Here is an 18,647-nt window from a genome sequence, read left to right as displayed (position 1 = left end):
AGGTGGGCTGCGTGAAGATCCCGACTGTCCTGACGCCGGTTGCTGCGCTGAGCTGCGCACTGCTGGTGCTCGCCGGCCTCGTGCTGCAGTTGCACCATCTCGAAGGAGCGTTCGGGCCGACGCGGCCCGCCGTCGCCGACGCGCGCCGCGTCACGCTGCTGACGGCCTTTTCCATCCAGGACAGCGCGCGTTACCAGGAAGCCTTCGCGCAGTTCGAGAAGGACACCGGCATCGAAGTCACGCTGCGCGCGGCGGGAGGCGATTTCGCCGACCACGTCTACGTAGCGACCCCTGGCTTCGACGCGCCCGACATCGGCCTGTTCGCGCAACCCGGGCTGTTCCGCGACATGATGGCGGCCGGCTTCGTGCAGCCGCTGCCACCGGATCTCTCGGCGCAGGTGCAGCGGGACTTCCCGGCCTTCCTCGACCCGCTGCTCGGCCACGAGGGCCGGCGGCATGGTGTCTGGGCGCGGGTGGCGATCAAGAGCCTGGTCTGGTACCGGCGCGCGCTGTTCGAGCGGTACGGCTTTGCGGTGCCGACCACCGACCGCCAGCTCGCGGCGCTCGAGCGCGCCATGATCCGCCGCGGTTTCACGCCGTGGTGTGTCGGCGTGGCCGCGCGGGGCGCCACCGGCTGGGTCGCGACCGACTGGGTCGAGGAGTTCATGCTGCGCCAGGCCGGCGCGGGCGACTATGACCGCTGGGTGGCCGGCGACCTGCCCTTCAGCGCCCCGCCCGTGCGGACGGCGTTCGCGGCCTGGGACCGCATGGTGCACACGCCCGGCATGGTGGACGGCGGCGTCGCCGGGGTGCTCGGGACCCAGGTCGAGGAGGCGGCGAGGCGCTTCGCGAGCGATCCCGCGCCCTGCCTGATGATGCGCAATTCGGAATGGGTCGTGTCCGAGTTCCCCGAGGGGATGCCGGTCGGGCCGGCCGATGCCATCGACTTCTTCGTGCTGCCGGGCCGCAGCGCGGCGCACACCGAACTGCTGGTGGCCGGCGACATCGCGGCGGCGCTGAACACGCGGCCCGAGACGATGGCGGTGCTTCGCCACATGGCCTCGGCCGACTTCGCCCGCCGCCGGGCCGCGGCCGGGGCCTACCTGTCCGCCCACGCGCAGGTGACGCCGAACAGCTACGCCGATCCGTTGTCGGGCCGCCTGGCCGAAGTGTGGCGCCGCGCCAGCGTGATGCGCATGGACGCATCGGACCTGATGCCGCCGGCGGTGGGCACGGCTGCGTTCTGGACCGCGATGATCGACCACCTCCAGGGCAGCCCGGTGCCCGACGCCACCGCCGGCATCGACCGCGCCTGGCGCCGCTGGCGTGCCGCGCAGGAGATCGGCAGCCCGCCCGCCGGCAGCGCGCCCGCCGCGGCCGCGCCGCAGGGCCGCCAGCCATGACGGCGGCACGAGCCCTCGACGACGCCGGCGCGCCGCCCGCGCGGCAGCGGCCGCCGGGCCGGCGGGGGTTCGGCGCGATGCGGGCCGGCCAGCCGATGATCCGCGACCGCCTGGCGCTGTTCTCGCTGCTGGGGGCCGCGATCGTCGCCTCGCTGCTGGCGGTGATCTTCATCGGCCAGTTCAGGAGCCTGGCCCAGCACGCGCGCTCGGTGGAGGGCCTGCACTTCGGGCAGCACATCGATCGCCTGATCTTCGCCATCGCCCGCGAGCGGGAAGTGGTGCAGGGCGCGGCATCGATCGGCCCGAACCTGGAGCGCCGGCATGCGGCCGCGCGGCGGGCCGTCGACGAGGCGGCGGCCACGTTGCAGGGTTTTCTGCGATCGGCGCCCTCCGTCGCCGAGGCCCTTGAGGGAGATCCCAGCCTGCCGCACCTGCCCGCCTACCTGGCGCGGCTGCGAACCCGCATCGACCACCAGGTGATGAACGACGGCACCGCCGAGGCCTTGTACAGCGAGGCGGTGCGACAGCTCTTCCGCGTCGCGGGCTCGGTGGAGGAACGGTGCGTGGCGCCCGGGCTCGGCGCGCGCACCGGCCGCCTGCTGAACGTCGCGATGCTGGTGGACGAGTTCTCGCGGCAGTCGTCGCTGCTGCGCCGCATCGAGCACCGCAGCCTCGGCGGGGTGCTGACGCAGGAGCGGGCCGTGCTGGCGCCGCTGCTCGACTCGAAGCTGCGCAGCGACCACATGCTGGCGATGCTCGCCTCGCACAGCGACCCCGAGGTCGCCGCGCAGGCGCGCGCCGTGCGCAACACCTCGGCGCACCGCTCGATCCAGGACTTCACCGACAAGGTGTCGCTGAGCGCCTGGTCGGCCAGCTTCCGGCCGCGCTGGAGCGCGCTGCTGGAAGACGCCGACAAGCTGGTCGACATGACGCAGGAGAGCCGGCAGCGCCTGGCGATGGAGTTCATCGGGATCGCCGAGCGGCAGGCCGCGGCCACGCGCAGCGGCATGGTGGCGGTGACTGCGCTCGGCGCCCTGCTGGTGGCCACGATGTGCATCGCGCTGTGGCTGCTGTACCGCTCGATCGCCCGGCCGCTCGGGGCGATCGCCGAGGCGGCCCAGGCGGCGGTGGCCGGCCACCTGGACGTCAGCATCGCCTACCGCGGCCAGGACGAGGTGGGGCACCTCGCACAGGCGCTGCAGGTGCTGATCGACACCATCGCCCGCTTCGACGGCGAGATGGGCCGCGCCCGCGACGGCGTGGCGCGCGGCGACCTGACGGTGCGCGCCGACGGATCCCGGTTCCACGGCGCCTGGCGGGCGCTGATCGACCGCTTCAACGACACGCTGGGCGAATTCGCCGCGGTGCACCGCCTCTTCCAGCGCCAGGCCTTCCACCACCCGGACAGCGGGCTGCCCAACCGCCTCGGCCTGGCGCACCGCCTGGCCGAGCAGGGACCACCGCACACGCCCTGCAGCGTGTTCCTGCTGCTGCTCGTGCGGCTCGAAGACCTCACCGCCACGCTCGGCGCCGATTTCGCGGCCGGCCTGGTCGCGTCGCTGGCCCGCCGGCTCGAGGCCCGCTTCGACGGCCGCTACGTGATCGCCCAGGTGAGCGACCGGGAGTTCGCGCTGGTGTGCCTGGACGCGCCGGCCGCCGCGGCGCTCGAGGAAGCGGCCGGGGCGATCGTGCGCGCCTGCGACGAGCCGCTGGACCATGGCGACGCGCTGATGGCCACGCCGGGCCGCGTCGGGGTCGCCACCGGCACGCTGGCCGAGCTCGATGCGCTGCTCACCAACGCCGCCATCGCGTCGCGCCGCGCCTGCCAGCACGTGCGGCCGGGCTACGTGGTGCATGACGAACACTACCGCCTGCAGCGCGAGAAGGCGCGCCGCATCGAGCTGGCGCTGCCGCAGGCCATCGCGCGCCGGGAGCTGTCGATGGTCTACCAGCCGGTGGTCGACGCCCGCAGCGGCGACATCACCGGCTTCGAGGCCCTGATGCGCTGGCGGCTGCCGGGCGGCGACGCCGTCCCGCCCCTCGACTTCATCCGCATCGCGGAGGACACCGGCCACATCCTGGCGCTGGGCGAGATGGCGCTGCGCACCGCCTGCGGCAGCTTCATGCAGCCGGCCGTGCGCGCGGCGTTCCCCAAGGCGCTGCTGTCGGTCAACGTGTCGCCGCGGCAGCTGATGGAGACCGACTTCGTCGGCACGATCCGCGACGTGCTCGATGCGAGCGGCCTGCCGCCCCGGCTGCTGGCGCTGGAGATCACCGAGTCGGCGTTCATGGACGACCCCGACATCTGCATCGAGCGCATCACCGCGCTGCGCGCGATGGGCGTGCACATCTACCTCGACGACTTCGGCACCGGCTATTCGTCGCTGTCGTACCTGACGCGCATCCCCGTCGACGTGCTCAAGATCGACCAGAGCTTCGTGCGGGGGCGCACCGGCGACCCCGCCAACCGGCGCATCGTGGCGGCGATGGTGAAGCTGGCGCACAGCATGGGCATCACGCCGCTGGCCGAAGGCGTCGAGAGCGCCGGCGAGCGTGACTGGCTGCTGTCGATGGGCTGCCAGCGCCACCAGGGCTACCTGTACGCCAAGCCGGCCCCGATCGAGGAGCACGTGGCCGTGCAGCAGGCCTGCGCCCCCGGCGTGCCCGGCGGCGGCTGAAACGCGCCGCCGCCGGCACCCGCGTGGCCCTCAACCCAGGTTGAACGGCAGCTCGCGCAGGCGCTTGCCCGTCAGCGCGGCGATCGCGTTGGCGAAGGCCGGCGCCAGCGGCGGCAGGCCCGGCTCGCCCATGCCGGTCGGCGCCTGCGTGCTGGGCACGATGTGCACCGCGATCTCGGGCATCTGGTTGATGCGGGGCACGGGGTAGTCGCCGAAGTTGCTCTGCTCGACGACGCCGTCCTTCAGCGTGATGGCGGCGCCCGGCATCGTGGTGCCCAGCGCCATCAGCGCGGCCCCCTGCACCTGTGCCTCGACCGTCAGCGGGTTGACCGCGAAGTTGCAGTGCACGCCGGCCGTGGCCTTGTGCAGCACCGGCTGGCCGTCGGTGACCGAGGCCTCGACCACGTACGCGACCACCGACGAGAACGACTCGTGCACCGCGACGCCCCAGGCGCGCCCCTCGGGCAGCTTGCGCTGGCCGTAGCCGGACCGCTCGACGGCGAGGTCGAGCGCGGCGCGGATGCGCGGATGCCGGTCGCCGAGCAGCGTGCGGCGGTAGGCCACCGGATCCTGCCCCGCGGCCTGCGCCAGCTCGTCGACCAGCGTCTCCATCACGAACGCCGTGTGCGTGTGGCCGACCGAGCGCCACCACAGCACCGGCACGTTGACCTCCGGATGGTGCACGTCGAGCGACAGCGGCAGCGCATAGGGTGTGTCGTCCACGCCCTCGACCGCCACCTTGTCGATGCCGTTCTTCACCATGAAGGGCTCGAACGGCGTGCCCTTGAGGATCGACTGGCCAACGATGGTGTGCTGCCAGGCCAGGACCCGGCCCTGGGCATCGAGCCCGATCTCGGCGCGGTGCACCTGCATCGGCCGGTAGTAGCCACCGCGGATGTCGTCCTCGCGGCTCCACACGAGCTGCAGCGCGCCCTGGCCGCCGGCCGCGCGCCAGGCCTTGGCGACGTGGGCGGCCTCCACCAGGTAGTCGGACGACGGCACGGCGCGCCGGCCGAAGCCGCCGCCGGCCATCGCGGTGTTCAGCACGACCTGCTCGGGCTTCAGGCCCAGCGTGGCGGCGACGTTGGCCTGGTCGATGGTCTGGAACTGCGAGCCGACCCACACCGTGCAGGCATCGCCGCGGAAGTCGATCACGCAGTTCAGCGGCTCCATCGGCGCGTGCGCGAGGTAGGGGAAGCGGTACTCGGCGCTGATGCGCCGCGCGGCGCCGGCGAGCGGGGCCGTGTCGGCGGTGCGCGCCTTCAGGCCGGGTTGCCTGGCCAGCGCGCTGTACTGCGCGAAGAGCTTGGCGGTGTCGGGCTTGCCGACGGCATCGGTGTCCCACTTCGGCTCGAGCGCCTCGCGGCCGAGCTTGGCCGGCCAGTAGCCGTCGGCCACCACCGCCAGGCCGCTGGCGCCGCGGTCCAGCGGCACCCGCAGCACCTTGCTCACGCCCTTGACGGCCAGCGCCTTGGCGTCGTCCACGCTCGCGAGCCGCGCGCCGAACACCGGCGGGCGCACGATCAGCACCACCTTGGCGCCGGCGGGCCGCAGGTCGATGCCGAAGGACTGGCGGCCGGTCGACTTGGCGGCGGCATCGAGCCGGCGCGTGGGTCGGCCGAGCAGCTGGAAGTCGGCCGGCGACTTGAGCGTGACGGCCGCCGGCACGGGCTGGCGCATCGCCTCCTCGGCCAGCTCGCCGAACGTGGCGCGCCGCGCGCCGGCCTGCACCACGCTGGCCGACACGCGCACTTCGGACACCGGCACGTTCCAGCGCTGCGCCGCCGCGGCGACGAACATCGCCCGCGCCCGCGCGCCCAGCTCGCGGTACTGCTGCCACGAACTCTTGATCGAGTTGGAGCCGCCCACCATCTGGATGCCGAAGCCCGGGTCCTTGTAGGCCTCGCCGGCGGGAGCGAGCTCGGCGCGCACCTGGCTCCAGTTGGCGTCCATCTCCTCGGCCACCAGCATCGGCAGGGCGGTGTGCACGCCCTGGCCGAAGTCCAGCCGGTTGACGACCACCGTCACCGCGCCGTCCGGCGCAACACGCAGGAAGGCGCTGGGCACCTGCGACGGCTTGAGTTCACCCGGGGCGCCGGCGGCGGCCTGCGCGGCCGCGTTCAGCGCCGGAAACATCCCCAGCGCGAAGCCGGTGCCCGCGGCCAGCTTCAGGAAGTTGCGGCGTGCCACCGGGGCACGGTTCACGGCCTGGGCGGCGCGCTGCATCAACAGGTCATACGACATCGCTGCGCTCCTAGGCCAGGGACCGGGCGGCTTCGTGGATCGCGGCGCGGATGCGGGCATAGGTGCCGCAGCGGCACACGTTGCCCGCCATCGCGCCGTCGATGTCCGCGTCGCTGGGCTTGGGGTTCGTCTTGAGCAGCGCGGTGGCGCTCATGATCTGGCCGCTCTGGCAGTAGCCGCACTGGGCGACGTCGTGCTGCATCCATGCGGCCTGCACGGCCCGGCCCACGCGGTCCTCGGCCACCGCTTCGATCGTGGTGATGCGCTGGTTGCCGACGGCGGCGATCGGCGTGACACACGCCCGTGCCGGCTGGCCGTCGATGTGCACGGTGCAGGCGCCGCACAGCGCCGCGCCGCAACCGAACTTGGTGCCGGTGAGCTGCAGGTGGTCGCGCAGCGCCCACAGCACCGGGGTCGACGGGTCGGCATCCACCGTCATGGTGCGTCCGTTCACGTGGAGGGAGGTCATCTGGCGGGTCTCCGGCTGGACAAGGAACAAAAAGCAACCGGCGAGTTTGCGCCGCGGCACTTGAAAGCAGAACACAATAAAACTGCATGCCCTTTCAACTGCAGATTCACAATGGACAGCGACATCCTTGCCTCGATGACGGCGTTTGCGCGAGTGGCCGAGCAGCGCAGCATCACCGGCGCGGCGCATGCCCTGGGCGTGAGCCCCGCGGCCGTCTCGCAGACCATCCGCAAGCTCGAGGCGCGGCTGGGCGTGCGCCTGTTCGAGCGCACCACGCGCAGCGTGAACCTGTCGGAGGCGGGCCGCGCCTACTGGGACCGCGTCGCGCCGCTGCTGGCCGGGCTGGCCGAGGCCACGGAAGATCTCCAGGTGCGTGCGAGCGCCCCGGGCGGGGTGCTGCGCATCACGGTGTCGCAGGCGGCGGGCACGCTCTACATCGAACCGCTGCTGGGTGACTTCGCGCGCACCCACCCGCACATCACGCTCGAGCTCGCCTACCAGGACCAGCTGGTCGACATCGTCCAGGAAGGCTTCGACGCCGGCATTCGGCTGGGCGAATCGCTGCAGCGCGACATGATCGCGGTGCCGCTCACGCGCGAGTTCCGGCTGCGCACCTACGCGTCGCCCGGCTACCTGGCGGCCCGCGGCGTGCCGCAGCAGCCGCAGGACCTGCTGCAGCACAACTGCATCAACTTCCGCATGCCGACCACCGGCGCGCTGTACCGCTGGGAGTTCCAGGAGCGCCGGCGCATCGTCGCGCTGGCCGTCGGCGGCACCCTGGTGGTCAACCACTGGGGCGCGATGCTGGAGGCCGCGGCGCAGGGGGTGGGCGTGTGCCATGCGATCCCCGCGTCGGCCGAGCCGCTGGTGCGCGCCGGCCGGCTCGTCGAGGTGCTGGCGCGCTACAGCCCGGCCTTTCCCGGGCTGTACTTCTACCACCCGCGGCGGGAGCAGATGCCGGTCAAGACCCGCCTCTTCATCGACTTCCTGAAGGCGCGGCTGCCGCTCTGAGCGCCGGCTCAGGCGCCGAGCAGGGCATCGAGGCCGCCGAGCGCGGCCAGCATGCCGAGCCCGATGGCGACCACCCAGGCCCGCACCGCCTGCCGCCGCACCCGACCGGCCGGCAGCGTCCGGCGCGCCAGACACAGGCACACGTACGAGGCCGTGCCCGAACTGACCACCACCAGCGCCATCGCCAGCCCGAAACCGCTGCCCGCGCTGGCATGCAGCAGCCCCCACGCGACGGCGCCCATCAGCAACCCGATGCGGAAGGCCGGATAGAGCGGATGGGTGGCGATGTGCAGGGCGATGCGGTTCATGGCGCGGCAGCAGGGAGGCGGGGCTGTGCCGTTTATGCCAGCGCCGGCGCCGCGGCAAAGCCACGAAGAGCGGGTGCAGGACGGCCCTTTTGCGGCGCCCGGTGCAGACTGGCGCCCTCCCACCACTGCCGCCCACCGGAATGATCACGCTGCACTACCACCCCGGCGACGCCAGCATGGCGCCGCACATCGTGCTCGAGGAGATCGGCGCGCCCTTCGAGCTGCGGCTCGTCGACCGGCAGGCCCGGGCGCACAAGTCGCCGGCCTACCTTCGCCTCAACCCCAACGGGCTGATCCCGGTGCTGCAGGAGGACGGCCTCGTGCTCTACGAGACCGCCGCCATCTGCCTGCACCTGGCCGACACCCACCCTGCGGCCGCGCTGGCGCCGGCGCTGGGCACCGCGGAACGCGCGCACTACTACAAATGGATGGTCTGGCTGACCAACACGTTGCAGGCCACGCTGCTGCAGTACTTCTATCCCGAACGCCTGGCCGACGACGCGGCGGGCGCCGCCGCCGTCAAGGCCCACGCCGAGGCGCGCATCGGCACGCTGCTCGACCAGCTCGACGCGCAGCTCGCGTCGCACGGCGAGGCCTGGCTGCTGGGCCCAGCCTACAGCGCCGCCGATGCGCTCGCCTTCGTGCTGTGCCGCTGGACGCGCCACTTCGGCCGGCCCGCGCGCGGCCTGCCCCGCCTGGGCCCTTACCTGCAGCGCATGCTGGCGCGGCCGGCCGTGCAGCGCGTGTACGCCACGGAGCAGCCGGCGCAGCCGCCGGTGTGATCCGGAGGGCGGGCCCGGCTACAGCGTGCGGGTGCGCGCCAGCCGCTCGATGCGCACCGCGATCAGCAGCTCACGCTCGCCGATCCGCCGCTTCAGCGCCTCGGCCTGCGGCCCCGCCGGCATCGCGGCCAGTTCATCGCGCCAGGCCTGCAGCTCCTGCATCAGCGCCACCTCGGGCGGCACGTGGCCAGCATTCTTCAGCAGCTTGAAGGCCATGCGCAGTTCGGGCGGAACGTCGGCGTCGCCCTCGTCGGGCAGCGGCCGGCCCCAGGCCGGGCTGGCGCGCAGGTCGGCCTCGGCGGCACGCAGGGCCTCGCCGATGCGCTCCTCCAGGCTGCGCAGGTCGGCTTCGCGCTCGGAGGGCGAGCGCCCGGGCGGGCCGCCGCGCGGGCCCGGCCCCTCCGGCGGCGTGGCGCCCGGCCGGCCCGGCACCGTGCGCTTCACCATGGCCAGCCGTTCACGCCAGCCGGCCCGCGGCCCGCGGCGACAACCCCAGGCGCGAGGCCCAGTGCCGCGTCATCGGCGTCGGCGGCTTGGCCAGCAGGCGCTCGTGCAGCACGGCGCGGCCGATCGCGCGCGCGTCGGCGTCGTCGGTGTCGGCGGCCGCCGCCAGCAGGCTGAGGTCGATCAGGTCGCGCTGCGCATGGCTGCCGCCGAAGCGGGCCGCCCCCTCCCGGATGCCGTACAGCGCCGGCACGGTGGCGGCCGCGTCGCCGCGCACCCCCGCCACCAGCGCGCGCATCAGCGGCAGGCCCACCTCGCGGGCCATGCCGTGGTTGCTGCGGCGCGCGTCCTCGGCCGACAGCGCCCGTGCCGCGCAGCGCGCCAGCCAGGCCTCGGCCCGCGGCACGTCGCCGGCGCCCAGCAGCGCGATCACTGCATGCACGTCGTTGAAGGCGTAGTGGCCGGCCTGCTCGTCGACGAGGGGCCAGCCCGCCACCAGCGCCCGCCAGCGCGGCCCCGCATCGACCCCCAGCAGGCGCAGCCGCCAGAGCATCGACGCGGCGTCCAGGCGCTGCAGCGTCACCTGCAGCGCATCGCCCGCCAGGTGGGCGTCGACCAGCCGCAGGGTGCCGGTGGTGTCCAGCGTCTCGAGCCGGAACAGCGCCGCATGCCACCACAGGTGGCAGGCAAAGCCGTTGCCTTCGGCCCACTGCGGCTGGTGCGCCCGCAGCCAGGTGGCGCCTTCGTCACAGCGGCCCTGCATCTCCATCACGTGCGCCACCGCATGCACCGCCCAGGGCGTGCGCGCATCCAGCGCCAGCGCACGGCGGCCCGCCTCCTCGGCCTGCGGGTAGAGATGGCACTCCTCCAGCCCGAAGGCATGCAGCGCCAGCACCTGCGGGTACAGCGGATCGCCCTCCTCCCATTCGGGCAGCGCACGGGCGACCCGCAGCCGCAGGTTGAGCGCGTCGCCGCGGTAGAAGTCCCACAGGTGCGCCCATTGCAGCGCCAGCGCGTCGCGCGGATGCGCGACCAGCACCTCGTCCCACGCACGGCACGCCGCCTGCCAGCGGCCTTCGAGCACCATGCGCAGCGCGGCGGCGTGGGCCCGCTCGCGCGCCGGGGCATCGGCCTCCAGCGGCACCGCGTCGTCGAGCACCTGCGCCGCCTGCGGCAGCAGGGCCGGTTCGGTCAGGCTGAGCAGGAAGCCGGCCTTCATCAGACGCGGCAGCAGCCAGTGCGGATCGTGCGCCACGGCATCGTCCAGGTCGGCCAGCGGCGGGTCGTAGAAGCTCATCATCCGCCACAGCGCGCGCTGGGCCGCGGCCATCGCCGGCTGCGACGACGTGCCGGTCAGCAGGCCTCGATCGTCGTGCAGCGCCGCCATGTCACCGCCCCGGGGGCGCCGGCCAGGCGCGCTGCGGGCCGCGCAGCCCTTCGTAGGCATGGGCCGCGCGCAGCACGCCGAGGTCGTCATGGCGGCGGCCGATGATCTGCAGCCCGATCGGCAGGCCCGCGGCGGTGTAGCCGCAGTTGATGGCCAGCGCCGGCTGCTCGCTCATGTTGTACGGCAGCGTGAAGGCGATGTGCTCGAAGGGCCGCTGCGGATCGTCGAGCGGGCTGGCCTGCTCGGCCGGGAAGGCGGGCATCGGGCTCACCGGCGACAGCACCAGGTCGAAAGGCCGGCAGGCGGCGACGGCGGCATCGCGCAGCGCCGCCATCTGGCTGTAGCCGCGGAAGACCTCCGGCCCGCCCAGCTCGGCGCCGCGCGCCACCCATCGGCGGATGTAGGGCAGCACCTGCTCGCGCCGTTCAGGCGGCAGCGCCTCCATGTCGAGCCAGGAGCGCATGCGCCAGAAGTTGTCGAGGCCCTCGGCCATCTCCCGGGTGCAGAAGGGCGCGAGCGGCTCGACGGCGGCGCCGGCCAGCGCGAAGGCCTGCGCCGCGGCCCGCACCGCCGCGGCCACCTCGGGCTGCACCGCGTCGCCCCAGCCGGCGTCCATCAGCAGGCCGACCTTCAGGCCGGCGAACGGCGCATCGCCCGGCAGCGCGAGGTCCGTCCAGGCGAGGTCCTGCCACGGCAGGCTCATCGCGTCGCGCCAGTCGGGGCGCGACAGCACCGCCATCATCAGCGCGGCGTCCTCCACCGTGCGTGTCATCGGGCCGGCGACCCGTCCCGCGTAGGGCGGATCGATCGGCACGCGGCCCAGGCTGGGCTTGAAGCCCACCACGCCGCACCAGCCGGCGGGCAGGCGGATCGAGCCGCCGATGTCGGTGCCGATGTGCAGCGGCCCGTAGCCCGCGGCCGCCGCGGCGCCGGCCCCGGCCGACGAGCCGCCGGGGTTCATGCGCAGGTCCCACGGATTGCGCGTGAGGGGGTGGAAGCTTGACAGGCCGGACGACAGCATCCCGTAGTCCGGCATCGTGGTCTTCGCCAGGAACACGCAGCCGGCTTCGCGCAGCCGGGCCGCGGGCGGAGCGTCCTCGGGGGCGGGCCGCAGCACCGTCGCGGCGGTGCCCATCGGCTGCGGCACGCCGCGCGTGGCGATGTTCTCCTTGATCGTGCAGGGCACGCCGTCGATCGCCGACAGCGGCGTGCCGGCGCGCCAGCGGGCCTCGGAGGCCCTCGCCATCGCGAGCGCGGCGTCGGCGTCGGGCGCGTACAGCGCCTGCAGGTGCGGCTCCCAGCGCGCGATGTGGCCGAGCACGGCCTGCGTGGCCTCGACCGGCGACGCGTCGCCGCTGCGGTAGAGCGCCGCGAGCGCGGCGGCGCCGAGCTGGTGCAGGCCGGTCGTCACTGCCAGCGCCACGCGGCGAGGTCGTTGGCGAAGATCGGCGAATGGACCCACACGCCTTTCAGCGCCTTCCTGGACACCGCCACGTTCTGCGGGTTGAAGAGGTAGGCGTTCACCGCGTCGGTCGCCAGCTGGCGCTGCAGCTCGCCGAAGAGCTTCTGCCGCTCCTTCGCATCGGTGGCCGCGGCGTGCCGCCGGGCCAGGTCGCGGAACGCGGCGCTGTCGTAGCCCCAGTAGTACTGCGGGTTGGTGTACTGCAGGTAGTCCAGGGGCTCGACGTGGTTGATGATCGACAGGTCGAAGTTGCCCTTGAACGTGCCGCCCAGCCACTGGGCCCACTCGACGTTCTCGATCTTGGCGACCACGCCCACCTTGGCCAGCATCGCCGCCACCACCTCGCCGCCCTTGCGCGCGTAGGGCGGCGGCGGCAGCGTCAGCGTGACGTTGAGTGGCGTGGCCACGCCCGCCTCCTTCAGCAGCGCCCGGGCCTTCTCGGGGTCGTACGGGTACACGCCGGTCAGGTCGACGTAGCCGGCATCGGCAGGCGCGAAGTGGCTGCCGATCGGCACGGCGTACCCTTCGAGCACGCCGTCGATGAAGGCCTTGCGGTCGATCGCGTGCGCCAGGGCGCGCCGCACGCGCACGTCGTCGAACGGCTTCTTGCGGTTGTTGATCGAGAGGATGCCCTTGCCCGCGGTGCTGCCCAGCGCCACGGTGAAGCGCGGGTCGGCCTGCAGCTGCTTGACGGCCTGGTTGCCGATGCCGCGCGGGAAGGCGTCCACGTCGCCCGCCAGCAGCGCGGCCACCTGCGCGGCGGGGTCGCTGATGATGCGGAAGGTGGCGCGCGTGATCGCCACGCTCTTCGCGTCGCGGTAGCCGTCCCACTTGCCCAGCACGATGGCGCTGCCCTTGCGCCAGTCCTCGAGCCGGTAGGGTCCCGTGCCGACGGGCCGCGTGGCGGTGGTCGCGGCGCTCTTGGGATCGAGGATCACCGCGGTGTTCTCGCCCATGCGGAACGGGAAGTTGCCGTCCGGCTTGTCGAGCATGAGGATGACCGTGTGGGCGTCGGGCGTGGCGATGGTGCTGATGTTGTCGAACACCGTCTTCTTCGCCTTGTTGGTCGAGCCCTCGGCCTTCGCGCGCTCAAAGCTGAACTTGACGTCCGCGCTGTCGAAGGCCTCGCCGTCGTGGAAGCGCACGCCCTTCCTCAGCGTGAAGGTGTAGCTCCGGCCGTCGGGGTCCATCGTCCAGCGCTCGGCCAGCAGCGGCGTGACGGCACCGTCGGCGTTGATCTTCGTCAGGCCCTCCAGCACGTTGTAGTGGACGACCTCGCCGATGGCCGCCGCGGCCGCCACGGTGGGGTCGAGGCCGGGCGCGGGTTCGAGCACGAGGCCCACCGTCACCGTCGTCTTGCCGGCCTGCGCCAGGGCGGCCGGGGGCGCCGCCAGGGCGGCACAGGCCAGGGCGGCCGATGCCAGGACGTTGAGCCGTCTCGCTCCAGTCATGTCGCTGTTCCTTCCGGGTCAGGGGCCGGCGCTGCGTGCCGCCGGCACGGGCCGCATGCTGCCACAGGCGCACGGTCGGTCCGAAAACCGTGCAAAACGCCGCACTTTGCGGCCCGCCCGGCCGCGCCCGGCTGCAGCCGCTGCGGCCTTCGGTCGATGCCCGGTCAGGGACGGCCGTACCGCGCCCCGCCCATGCCCGCAGGACCGTGACCCTCCCCGCCGCGCCCCCCCTTCCCCCCGGCACCGACCCGGCGCCGGCGATGCTCGCCCGCCTGCTAGACGAGTTGCCCATGCCCGTCTCGTTCTGGGACGCGGAACTGCGCTGCCGCCACGCGAACCCTCGCCTTCGCGAGTGGTACGGCGGGCTCGCGCCGTCCCAGATGATCGGCCGCCGCCTGCCCGACGCCATGGGCCCCGATGCGTGGGCCCGGCACCGCGACTGCGTCGACAGCGTGCTGGACGGCCGGCCCGCCAGCTACACGGGCCGCCGCCCCCACCCGCACGGCGGCTTCCGCGACATCAGCGTCGAGCTGGTGCCGCACCGCCGCGAGGACGGAGCGCTCGACGGCTTCTTCATCCTCATCGACGACACCACCGAGCGCCTGCGCACGCTGGTGGCGCTGGCCGAATCGGAGTCGCGCTACCGCGCCTTCGTCGAGGACCAGACCGAGCTGCTGCTGCTCGCCGAGCCCGATGGCACGCTGACGATGGTCAACCCGGCGTATGCGCGCCACGTGGGGCTCGCGGCAGCGGCGCTCGTCGGCACCAGCCTCTACGACCGCGTGGGCCCGCAGGACCGCGAGGCGCTGCGCGCGCACCTGACGCAGCTGTGCCGGGGCGGCGGCACCGGCGAGTTCGAGAACCGCATCATCGCCGCCGGCGGCGAGATGCGCTGGGTGAGCTGGACCAACCGCGCGCTGCTCGACGAAAGCGGCCGCGTCAACGCCATCCATTCGGTGGGCCGGGACGTCACCGACCGCAGGCGCGCGGAAGACGCGCTGGCCGAGGAGCACGAGCTGCTGCGCGTGACCCTCGCGTCGATCGGCGACGCCGTGATCACCACCGACCACCAGGGCCGCGTGCGCTGGCTCAACCCGGTGGCCGAACGTGTCACCGCCTGCACGAGCGCGGCCGCGCAGGGGTCGCCGCTCGACCGCGTGTTCAGCCTGGTGGACGAGGACAGCGGCGAGCCGGTCGAAGACCTCGTGGGCCGCTGCCTGGCGCAGGCGCGTGTCGTGGCGCCGGCGCAGCGGGCGCTGCTGCGGACCGCCGGGGGCGCGGAGTACGGCGTGGAGGCCTCGGCCGCGCCGATCCGCCGGGATGGCGGCGAGGTGCTGGGCGTCGTCCTGGTGTTCCGCGACGTGACGCAGCAGCGCCGCCTCACCCGCGAGATGAGCCACCGCGCCAAGCACGACGACCTGACCGGCCTGGTCAACCGGACCGAGTTCGAGGCCCGCCTGCGCGGCGTGCTCGACACCGCGCGCCAGCACCGCAGCGACCACGCGCTGATGTACATCGACCTCGACCAGTTCAAGCTGGTCAACGACGCCTGCGGCCATGCGGTGGGCGACCAGCTGCTGCGCCAGCTCACCACCGTGCTGCAGGGCTGCGTGCGCAACCGCGACACGCTGGCCCGGCTGGGCGGCGACGAGTTCGGCGTGATCCTCGAGCACTGCACCGCGGCCCAGGCGCAGCGCGTCGCGCAGACGATCTGCGACCGGATGGAAGGCTTCCGCTTCGTGCACGAGGGCCGCAAGTTCCGAGTGGGCACGAGCATCGGGCTGGTGCCGGTGGACTGGCGCTGGCCCCACACGGGCGCGCTGCTGCAGGCCGCGGACAGCGCCTGCTACGCCGCCAAGGAGGCGGGGCGCAACCGGGTGCACGCCTGGGTCGAGAGCGACCAGACGCTGCAGCTGCGCCGCGGCGAGATGCAGTGGGCGAGCCGCATCGAGCAGGCCCTGGACGAGGACCGCTTCGACCTCTTCGCGCAGTGCATCGAGCCGATCGCCGAGCCCTCGCACGGCCTGCACATCGAGGTGCTGCTGCGGCTGAGGGAGGCCGACGGCACGCTGGTGGCGCCGGGAGCCTTCCTGCCCGCGGCCGAGCGCTTCCACCTCGCCTCCCGCATCGACCGGTGGGTGGTACGCCGCGTGTTCGAGTGGATGGCCGCCCACGACGCCGCGCTGGGCCATGTGGAGACGGTGGCGATCAACCTGTCCGGGCAGTCGATCGGCGACCGCGCGTTCCATGCGCACGTGGCGGCCCTGGTGCAGCAGTTCCCGTTCGACGTGCGGCGGCTGTGCTTCGAGATCACCGAGACCGCGGCGATCACCTCGCTGGCCGATGCCACGGCCTTCATCGACACCGTGCGTGCGCTGGGCGCGCGCATCGCGCTGGACGACTTCGGCGCCGGCGCGTCCTCCTTCGGCTACCTCAAGACGCTGCCGGTAGACTACCTGAAGATCGACGGCCAGTTCGTGCGCGACGTGCTCGACGACCCGCTCGACCGCGCCGCGGTGCGCTGCTTCCACGAAGTGGCCGGCGTCGTCGGCGTGAAGACCATCGCCGAGTTCGTCGAGAACGACGCCGTCCTGGCCGAGCTGCGCAGCATCGGCATCGACTTCGCGCAGGGCTACGGCGTGCACCGGCCGGAGCCGCTGCAGGGGGTGGTCGAACGCGCCCGCGAGCGCTTCAGCGCAGCACCGACGCCAGCAGGCGCTGCGTGTAGGGATGGCCGGGGCGGGTGAACAGCCGGTCGGGAGACCCCTGCTCGACGATGCGGCCCTGGTGCATCACCGCGACCTCGTCGCACACCAGGTCAACGACCGCGAGGTCGTGGCTGACGAAGAGGTAGGCCAGGCCGTAGCGCTGCTGCAGGTCCTGCATCAGGTTCAGCACCTGGGCCTGCACCGACACGTCAAGCGCGCTGACGGGCTCGTCGGCCACGATGAGCCGGGGCCGGGTGACCAGCGCCCGCGCGATGGCGATGCGCTGGCGCTGGCCGCCGCTGAACTCGTGCGGGTACTTGTCCAGGTCGGCGGTGCGCAGGCCGACGGCGTCGAGCATTTCGGCGGCCCGCTCGCGGCGCTCGGCCCGCCCGGCGCCCGGCAGCGCCTCCAGCGGCTCGCCGACGATGCGCGCCACCGTCTGCCGGGGGTCGAGCGAGCCGTACGGGTCCTGGAACACCATCTGGAACTGCGCGCGGGCGCGGCGCAGCGCCGCAGGCGGCAGCGCCTGCAGATCCTGCCCCTGGAGCAGCACGCGGCCGGCGGTCGGCGGCTCCAGCGCCATCACCAGGCGCGCCAGCGTGCTCTTGCCCGACCCGCTCTCGCCGACGATGCCCAGCGTGCGGCCGGCCTCCAGCGTGAAGCTCACCCCGTCGAGCGCGTGCAGCACGGGCGCCGGCGCCAGCAGCCGCTCGCGCGGCAGCCGGTAGTGCCTGACCAGGTCTTCGACCGCGAGCAACGGTGTCATGCCGGCGCTTCCCGCGCCACGTGGTCGAGCCGGATGCAGCGTGCCGCATGGTGGGCACCGACCGCCTCCAGCGCCGGCAGGCCGCGGCTGCAATTCCCGATCGCCCAGGCGCAGCGATCGCTGAAGGGGCAGCCGGGCGGCAGCCGGTGCAGCTCCGGCACGCGCCCCGGCAGTGCCGGCAGCCGCAGCGTCCGGCGGTCGGCGCCGTTGCGCAGGCCCAGGCGCGGACGGGCCTCGAAGAGACCGCGGGTGTAGGGATGCGCCCGCGCGGCGAACAGCGCCTCGGCCGGGCCCTCCTCCACCACCGTGCCGCCGTACATCACCATCAGCCGCTGCACGCTGGCCGCCATCACGCCGAGGTCGTGGCTGATCAGCAGCAGGGCCATGCCCTCCTCGGCGACGAGCGCGGCGATCAGGGCCAGCACCTCGCGCTGGATCGTCGCGTCGAGCGCGGTGGTGGGCTCGTCGGCGATCAGCAGGTCCGGCCCGCAAGCCAGCGCGATGGCGATGACCACCCGCTGCCGCTGACCACCGGACAGCTGGTGCGGGTAGGCATCGAGCCGGCGGGCCGCCTGCGGCAGCTGCACACGCTCCATCAGGCGCAGCGCCTCCGCACGGGCCGCCGCCGCGCCCAGGCCCCGGTGCAAGCGCAGCGGCTCGGCGATCTGGCGGCCGATCGGGTGCAGCGGGTTCAGCGCCGTCATCGGCTCCTGGAACACCATGCCGATGCGGGCGCCACGCACGCGGCACATCGCGGCGTCGTCCAGCGTGAGCAGGTCCCTGCCGTCGAGCCGGACGGCCCCGGCCAGGGCGGCGCGCTCGGGCAGCAGCCCCATCAGCGCCAGCGCGGTCAGCGACTTGCCGCAGCCGGACTCGCCGACCAGCCCCAGGGCCTGCCCGCGCTGCAGCACGAACGACACGCCGCGCACGGCGTCCACCGGCCCCTGCGCCGTCGGCAGGGTGACGCGCAGGTCCTGCACGTCGAGCAGCGGGTGAGGCGCGGCGTCCTGCGTCACGCGGCCCCCGCACGCAGCAGATCGACATACGCCCCTTGCAGCAGCTGGGCATCGGCGATCCCGAGGCCCCGCAGCAGCGCCCGGGCGACGGCCTCCCCGTCGCCCGGCGCCTCGTCGTCGCGCAGCACGACTTCCAGTTCGAGGAAGTCGCCCAGGCCTTCGACGGCGTCCAGGTGGATGCGCGTGGCGCCCGCCGTCAGCAGCAGCCGCCGCTTGCGCACCCGTCCGGCCTCGCCGTGGGCGCGCCGCAGCGCCTCGCGCAGCAGCGCCGGCTCGGCCGTCGGAACGCGCACGTAGTCGGAGAGCTTCGGCCCCGCCACGTCGGCGCGGTGGTAGTGGATCAGTTCCCCGGCGTTCGGCGTGAACTGGCGCAGCTTGAGCCTGCCCGCGGCGCACGCAAAGAACGTGTCGTCCTGGTCGATCACGACCGGCTCGGGGGAATCGGCCAGCGCCTGGGCGCGCGGCAGCAGCGCCTGCACGCTGGCGATACGGGCCTTGATCTCGATGTTGCGGGCCAT

Annotated in this window: 15 protein-coding genes; 5 read left to right on the top strand and 10 right to left on the bottom strand. The window is 73.6% G+C overall.

The window, feature by feature from the left end; translation table 11 throughout:
* The first annotated feature begins 11 nt into the window (after nt 1-11).
* Together V4F39_RS24845 and V4F39_RS24840 are read left to right on the top strand one after the other, a co-directional pair.
* On the top strand, nt 12-1,403 hold the full coding sequence (locus V4F39_RS24845) for an ABC transporter substrate-binding protein (RefSeq protein ID WP_332292851.1): 1,392 nt from the start codon (nt 12-14) through the stop codon (nt 1,401-1,403).
* The gene (locus V4F39_RS24840) at nt 1,400-4,081 is read left to right on the top strand and encodes an EAL domain-containing protein (RefSeq protein WP_332292850.1); all 2,682 of its coding nucleotides are present in this window, start codon (nt 1,400-1,402) and stop codon (nt 4,079-4,081) included. Before V4F39_RS24845 ends, V4F39_RS24840 begins: the two co-directional genes overlap by 4 nt.
* A gap of 30 nt (nt 4,082-4,111) precedes the next feature.
* Here V4F39_RS24840 and V4F39_RS24835 read toward each other — a convergent pair whose 3' ends face one another.
* Together V4F39_RS24835 and V4F39_RS24830 are read right to left on the bottom strand one after the other, a co-directional pair.
* Nucleotides 4,112-6,325 carry a xanthine dehydrogenase family protein molybdopterin-binding subunit gene (locus V4F39_RS24835; RefSeq protein WP_332292849.1) on the bottom strand — a complete coding sequence of 738 codons (2,214 nt, stop codon included), beginning with the start codon at nt 6,323-6,325 and terminating at the stop codon, nt 4,112-4,114.
* A gap of 10 nt (nt 6,326-6,335) precedes the next feature.
* The gene (locus V4F39_RS24830) at nt 6,336-6,794 is read right to left on the bottom strand and encodes a (2Fe-2S)-binding protein (RefSeq protein ID WP_332292847.1); all 459 of its coding nucleotides are present in this window, start codon (nt 6,792-6,794) and stop codon (nt 6,336-6,338) included.
* A 111-nt stretch (nt 6,795-6,905) separates the two neighbouring features.
* Between V4F39_RS24830 and V4F39_RS24825 the strand changes: the two genes are divergently transcribed.
* Nucleotides 6,906-7,805 (top strand): LysR family transcriptional regulator, encoded by a 900-nt coding sequence (locus V4F39_RS24825; RefSeq protein WP_332292846.1) that lies wholly within the window; start codon nt 6,906-6,908, stop codon nt 7,803-7,805.
* Between the two features lie 8 nt (nt 7,806-7,813).
* On the opposite strand, the gene V4F39_RS24820 is transcribed toward V4F39_RS24825, so the two are convergent.
* A complete protein-coding gene (locus tag V4F39_RS24820) occupies nt 7,814-8,113 on the bottom strand; it encodes a hypothetical protein (RefSeq protein WP_332292845.1) in 300 nt (99 codons plus the stop codon).
* A gap of 140 nt (nt 8,114-8,253) precedes the next feature.
* On the opposite strand from V4F39_RS24820, the gene V4F39_RS24815 reads away from it, so the two are divergent.
* A complete protein-coding gene (locus V4F39_RS24815; protein ID WP_332292843.1) occupies nt 8,254-8,895 on the top strand; it encodes a glutathione S-transferase family protein in 642 nt (213 codons plus the stop codon).
* A gap of 18 nt (nt 8,896-8,913) precedes the next feature.
* Here V4F39_RS24815 and V4F39_RS24810 read toward each other — a convergent pair whose 3' ends face one another.
* Genes V4F39_RS24810 through V4F39_RS24795 form a run of 4 tightly spaced genes read right to left on the bottom strand, consistent with a single transcriptional unit; the run spans nt 8,914 to nt 13,639 of the window.
* Nucleotides 8,914-9,342, bottom strand: a complete 429-nt coding sequence (locus V4F39_RS24810) for a DnaJ family domain-containing protein (RefSeq protein WP_332292842.1) — start codon at nt 9,340-9,342, stop codon at nt 8,914-8,916.
* Between the two features lie 10 nt (nt 9,343-9,352).
* Nucleotides 9,353-10,726, bottom strand: a complete 1,374-nt coding sequence (locus V4F39_RS24805; RefSeq protein ID WP_332292841.1) for a tetratricopeptide repeat protein — start codon at nt 10,724-10,726, stop codon at nt 9,353-9,355.
* Between the two features lies 1 nt (nt 10,727).
* A complete protein-coding gene (locus tag V4F39_RS24800; protein ID WP_332292840.1) occupies nt 10,728-12,137 on the bottom strand; it encodes an amidase in 1,410 nt (469 codons plus the stop codon).
* Nucleotides 12,134-13,639 carry an ABC transporter substrate-binding protein gene (locus tag V4F39_RS24795; protein WP_332292839.1) on the bottom strand — a complete coding sequence of 502 codons (1,506 nt, stop codon included), beginning with the start codon at nt 13,637-13,639 and terminating at the stop codon, nt 12,134-12,136. Before V4F39_RS24795 ends, V4F39_RS24800 begins: the two co-directional genes overlap by 4 nt.
* A 260-nt stretch (nt 13,640-13,899) precedes the next feature.
* Between V4F39_RS24795 and V4F39_RS24790 the strand changes: the two genes are divergently transcribed.
* Nucleotides 13,900-16,386, top strand: coding sequence for a bifunctional diguanylate cyclase/phosphodiesterase (locus tag V4F39_RS24790; protein WP_332292945.1), 2,487 nt, complete (start codon nt 13,900-13,902; stop codon nt 16,384-16,386).
* On the opposite strand, the gene V4F39_RS24785 is transcribed toward V4F39_RS24790, so the two are convergent.
* The 3 genes from V4F39_RS24785 to V4F39_RS24775 are packed head-to-tail and all read right to left on the bottom strand — an operon-like array spanning nt 16,331 to nt 18,647.
* On the bottom strand, nt 16,331-17,113 hold the full coding sequence (locus tag V4F39_RS24785; protein ID WP_332292838.1) for an ATP-binding cassette domain-containing protein: 783 nt from the start codon (nt 17,111-17,113) through the stop codon (nt 16,331-16,333). The genes V4F39_RS24790 and V4F39_RS24785 overlap by 56 nt on opposite strands.
* Nucleotides 17,110-18,129, bottom strand: a complete 1,020-nt coding sequence (locus V4F39_RS24780) for an ABC transporter ATP-binding protein (RefSeq protein ID WP_332292836.1) — start codon at nt 18,127-18,129, stop codon at nt 17,110-17,112. The genes V4F39_RS24785 and V4F39_RS24780 overlap by 4 nt, the downstream gene beginning before the upstream one ends.
* On the bottom strand, nt 18,126-18,647 hold the full coding sequence (locus V4F39_RS24775; protein WP_332292835.1) for a class IV adenylate cyclase: 522 nt from the start codon (nt 18,645-18,647) through the stop codon (nt 18,126-18,128). The genes V4F39_RS24780 and V4F39_RS24775 overlap by 4 nt, the downstream gene beginning before the upstream one ends.

The organism is Aquincola agrisoli (genome assembly GCF_036621135.1).
In the GTDB taxonomy this organism is placed as follows: domain Bacteria; phylum Pseudomonadota; class Gammaproteobacteria; order Burkholderiales; family Burkholderiaceae_C; genus Aquincola; species Aquincola agrisoli.
This window is presented reverse-complemented; position numbering and strand designations above follow the sequence as displayed.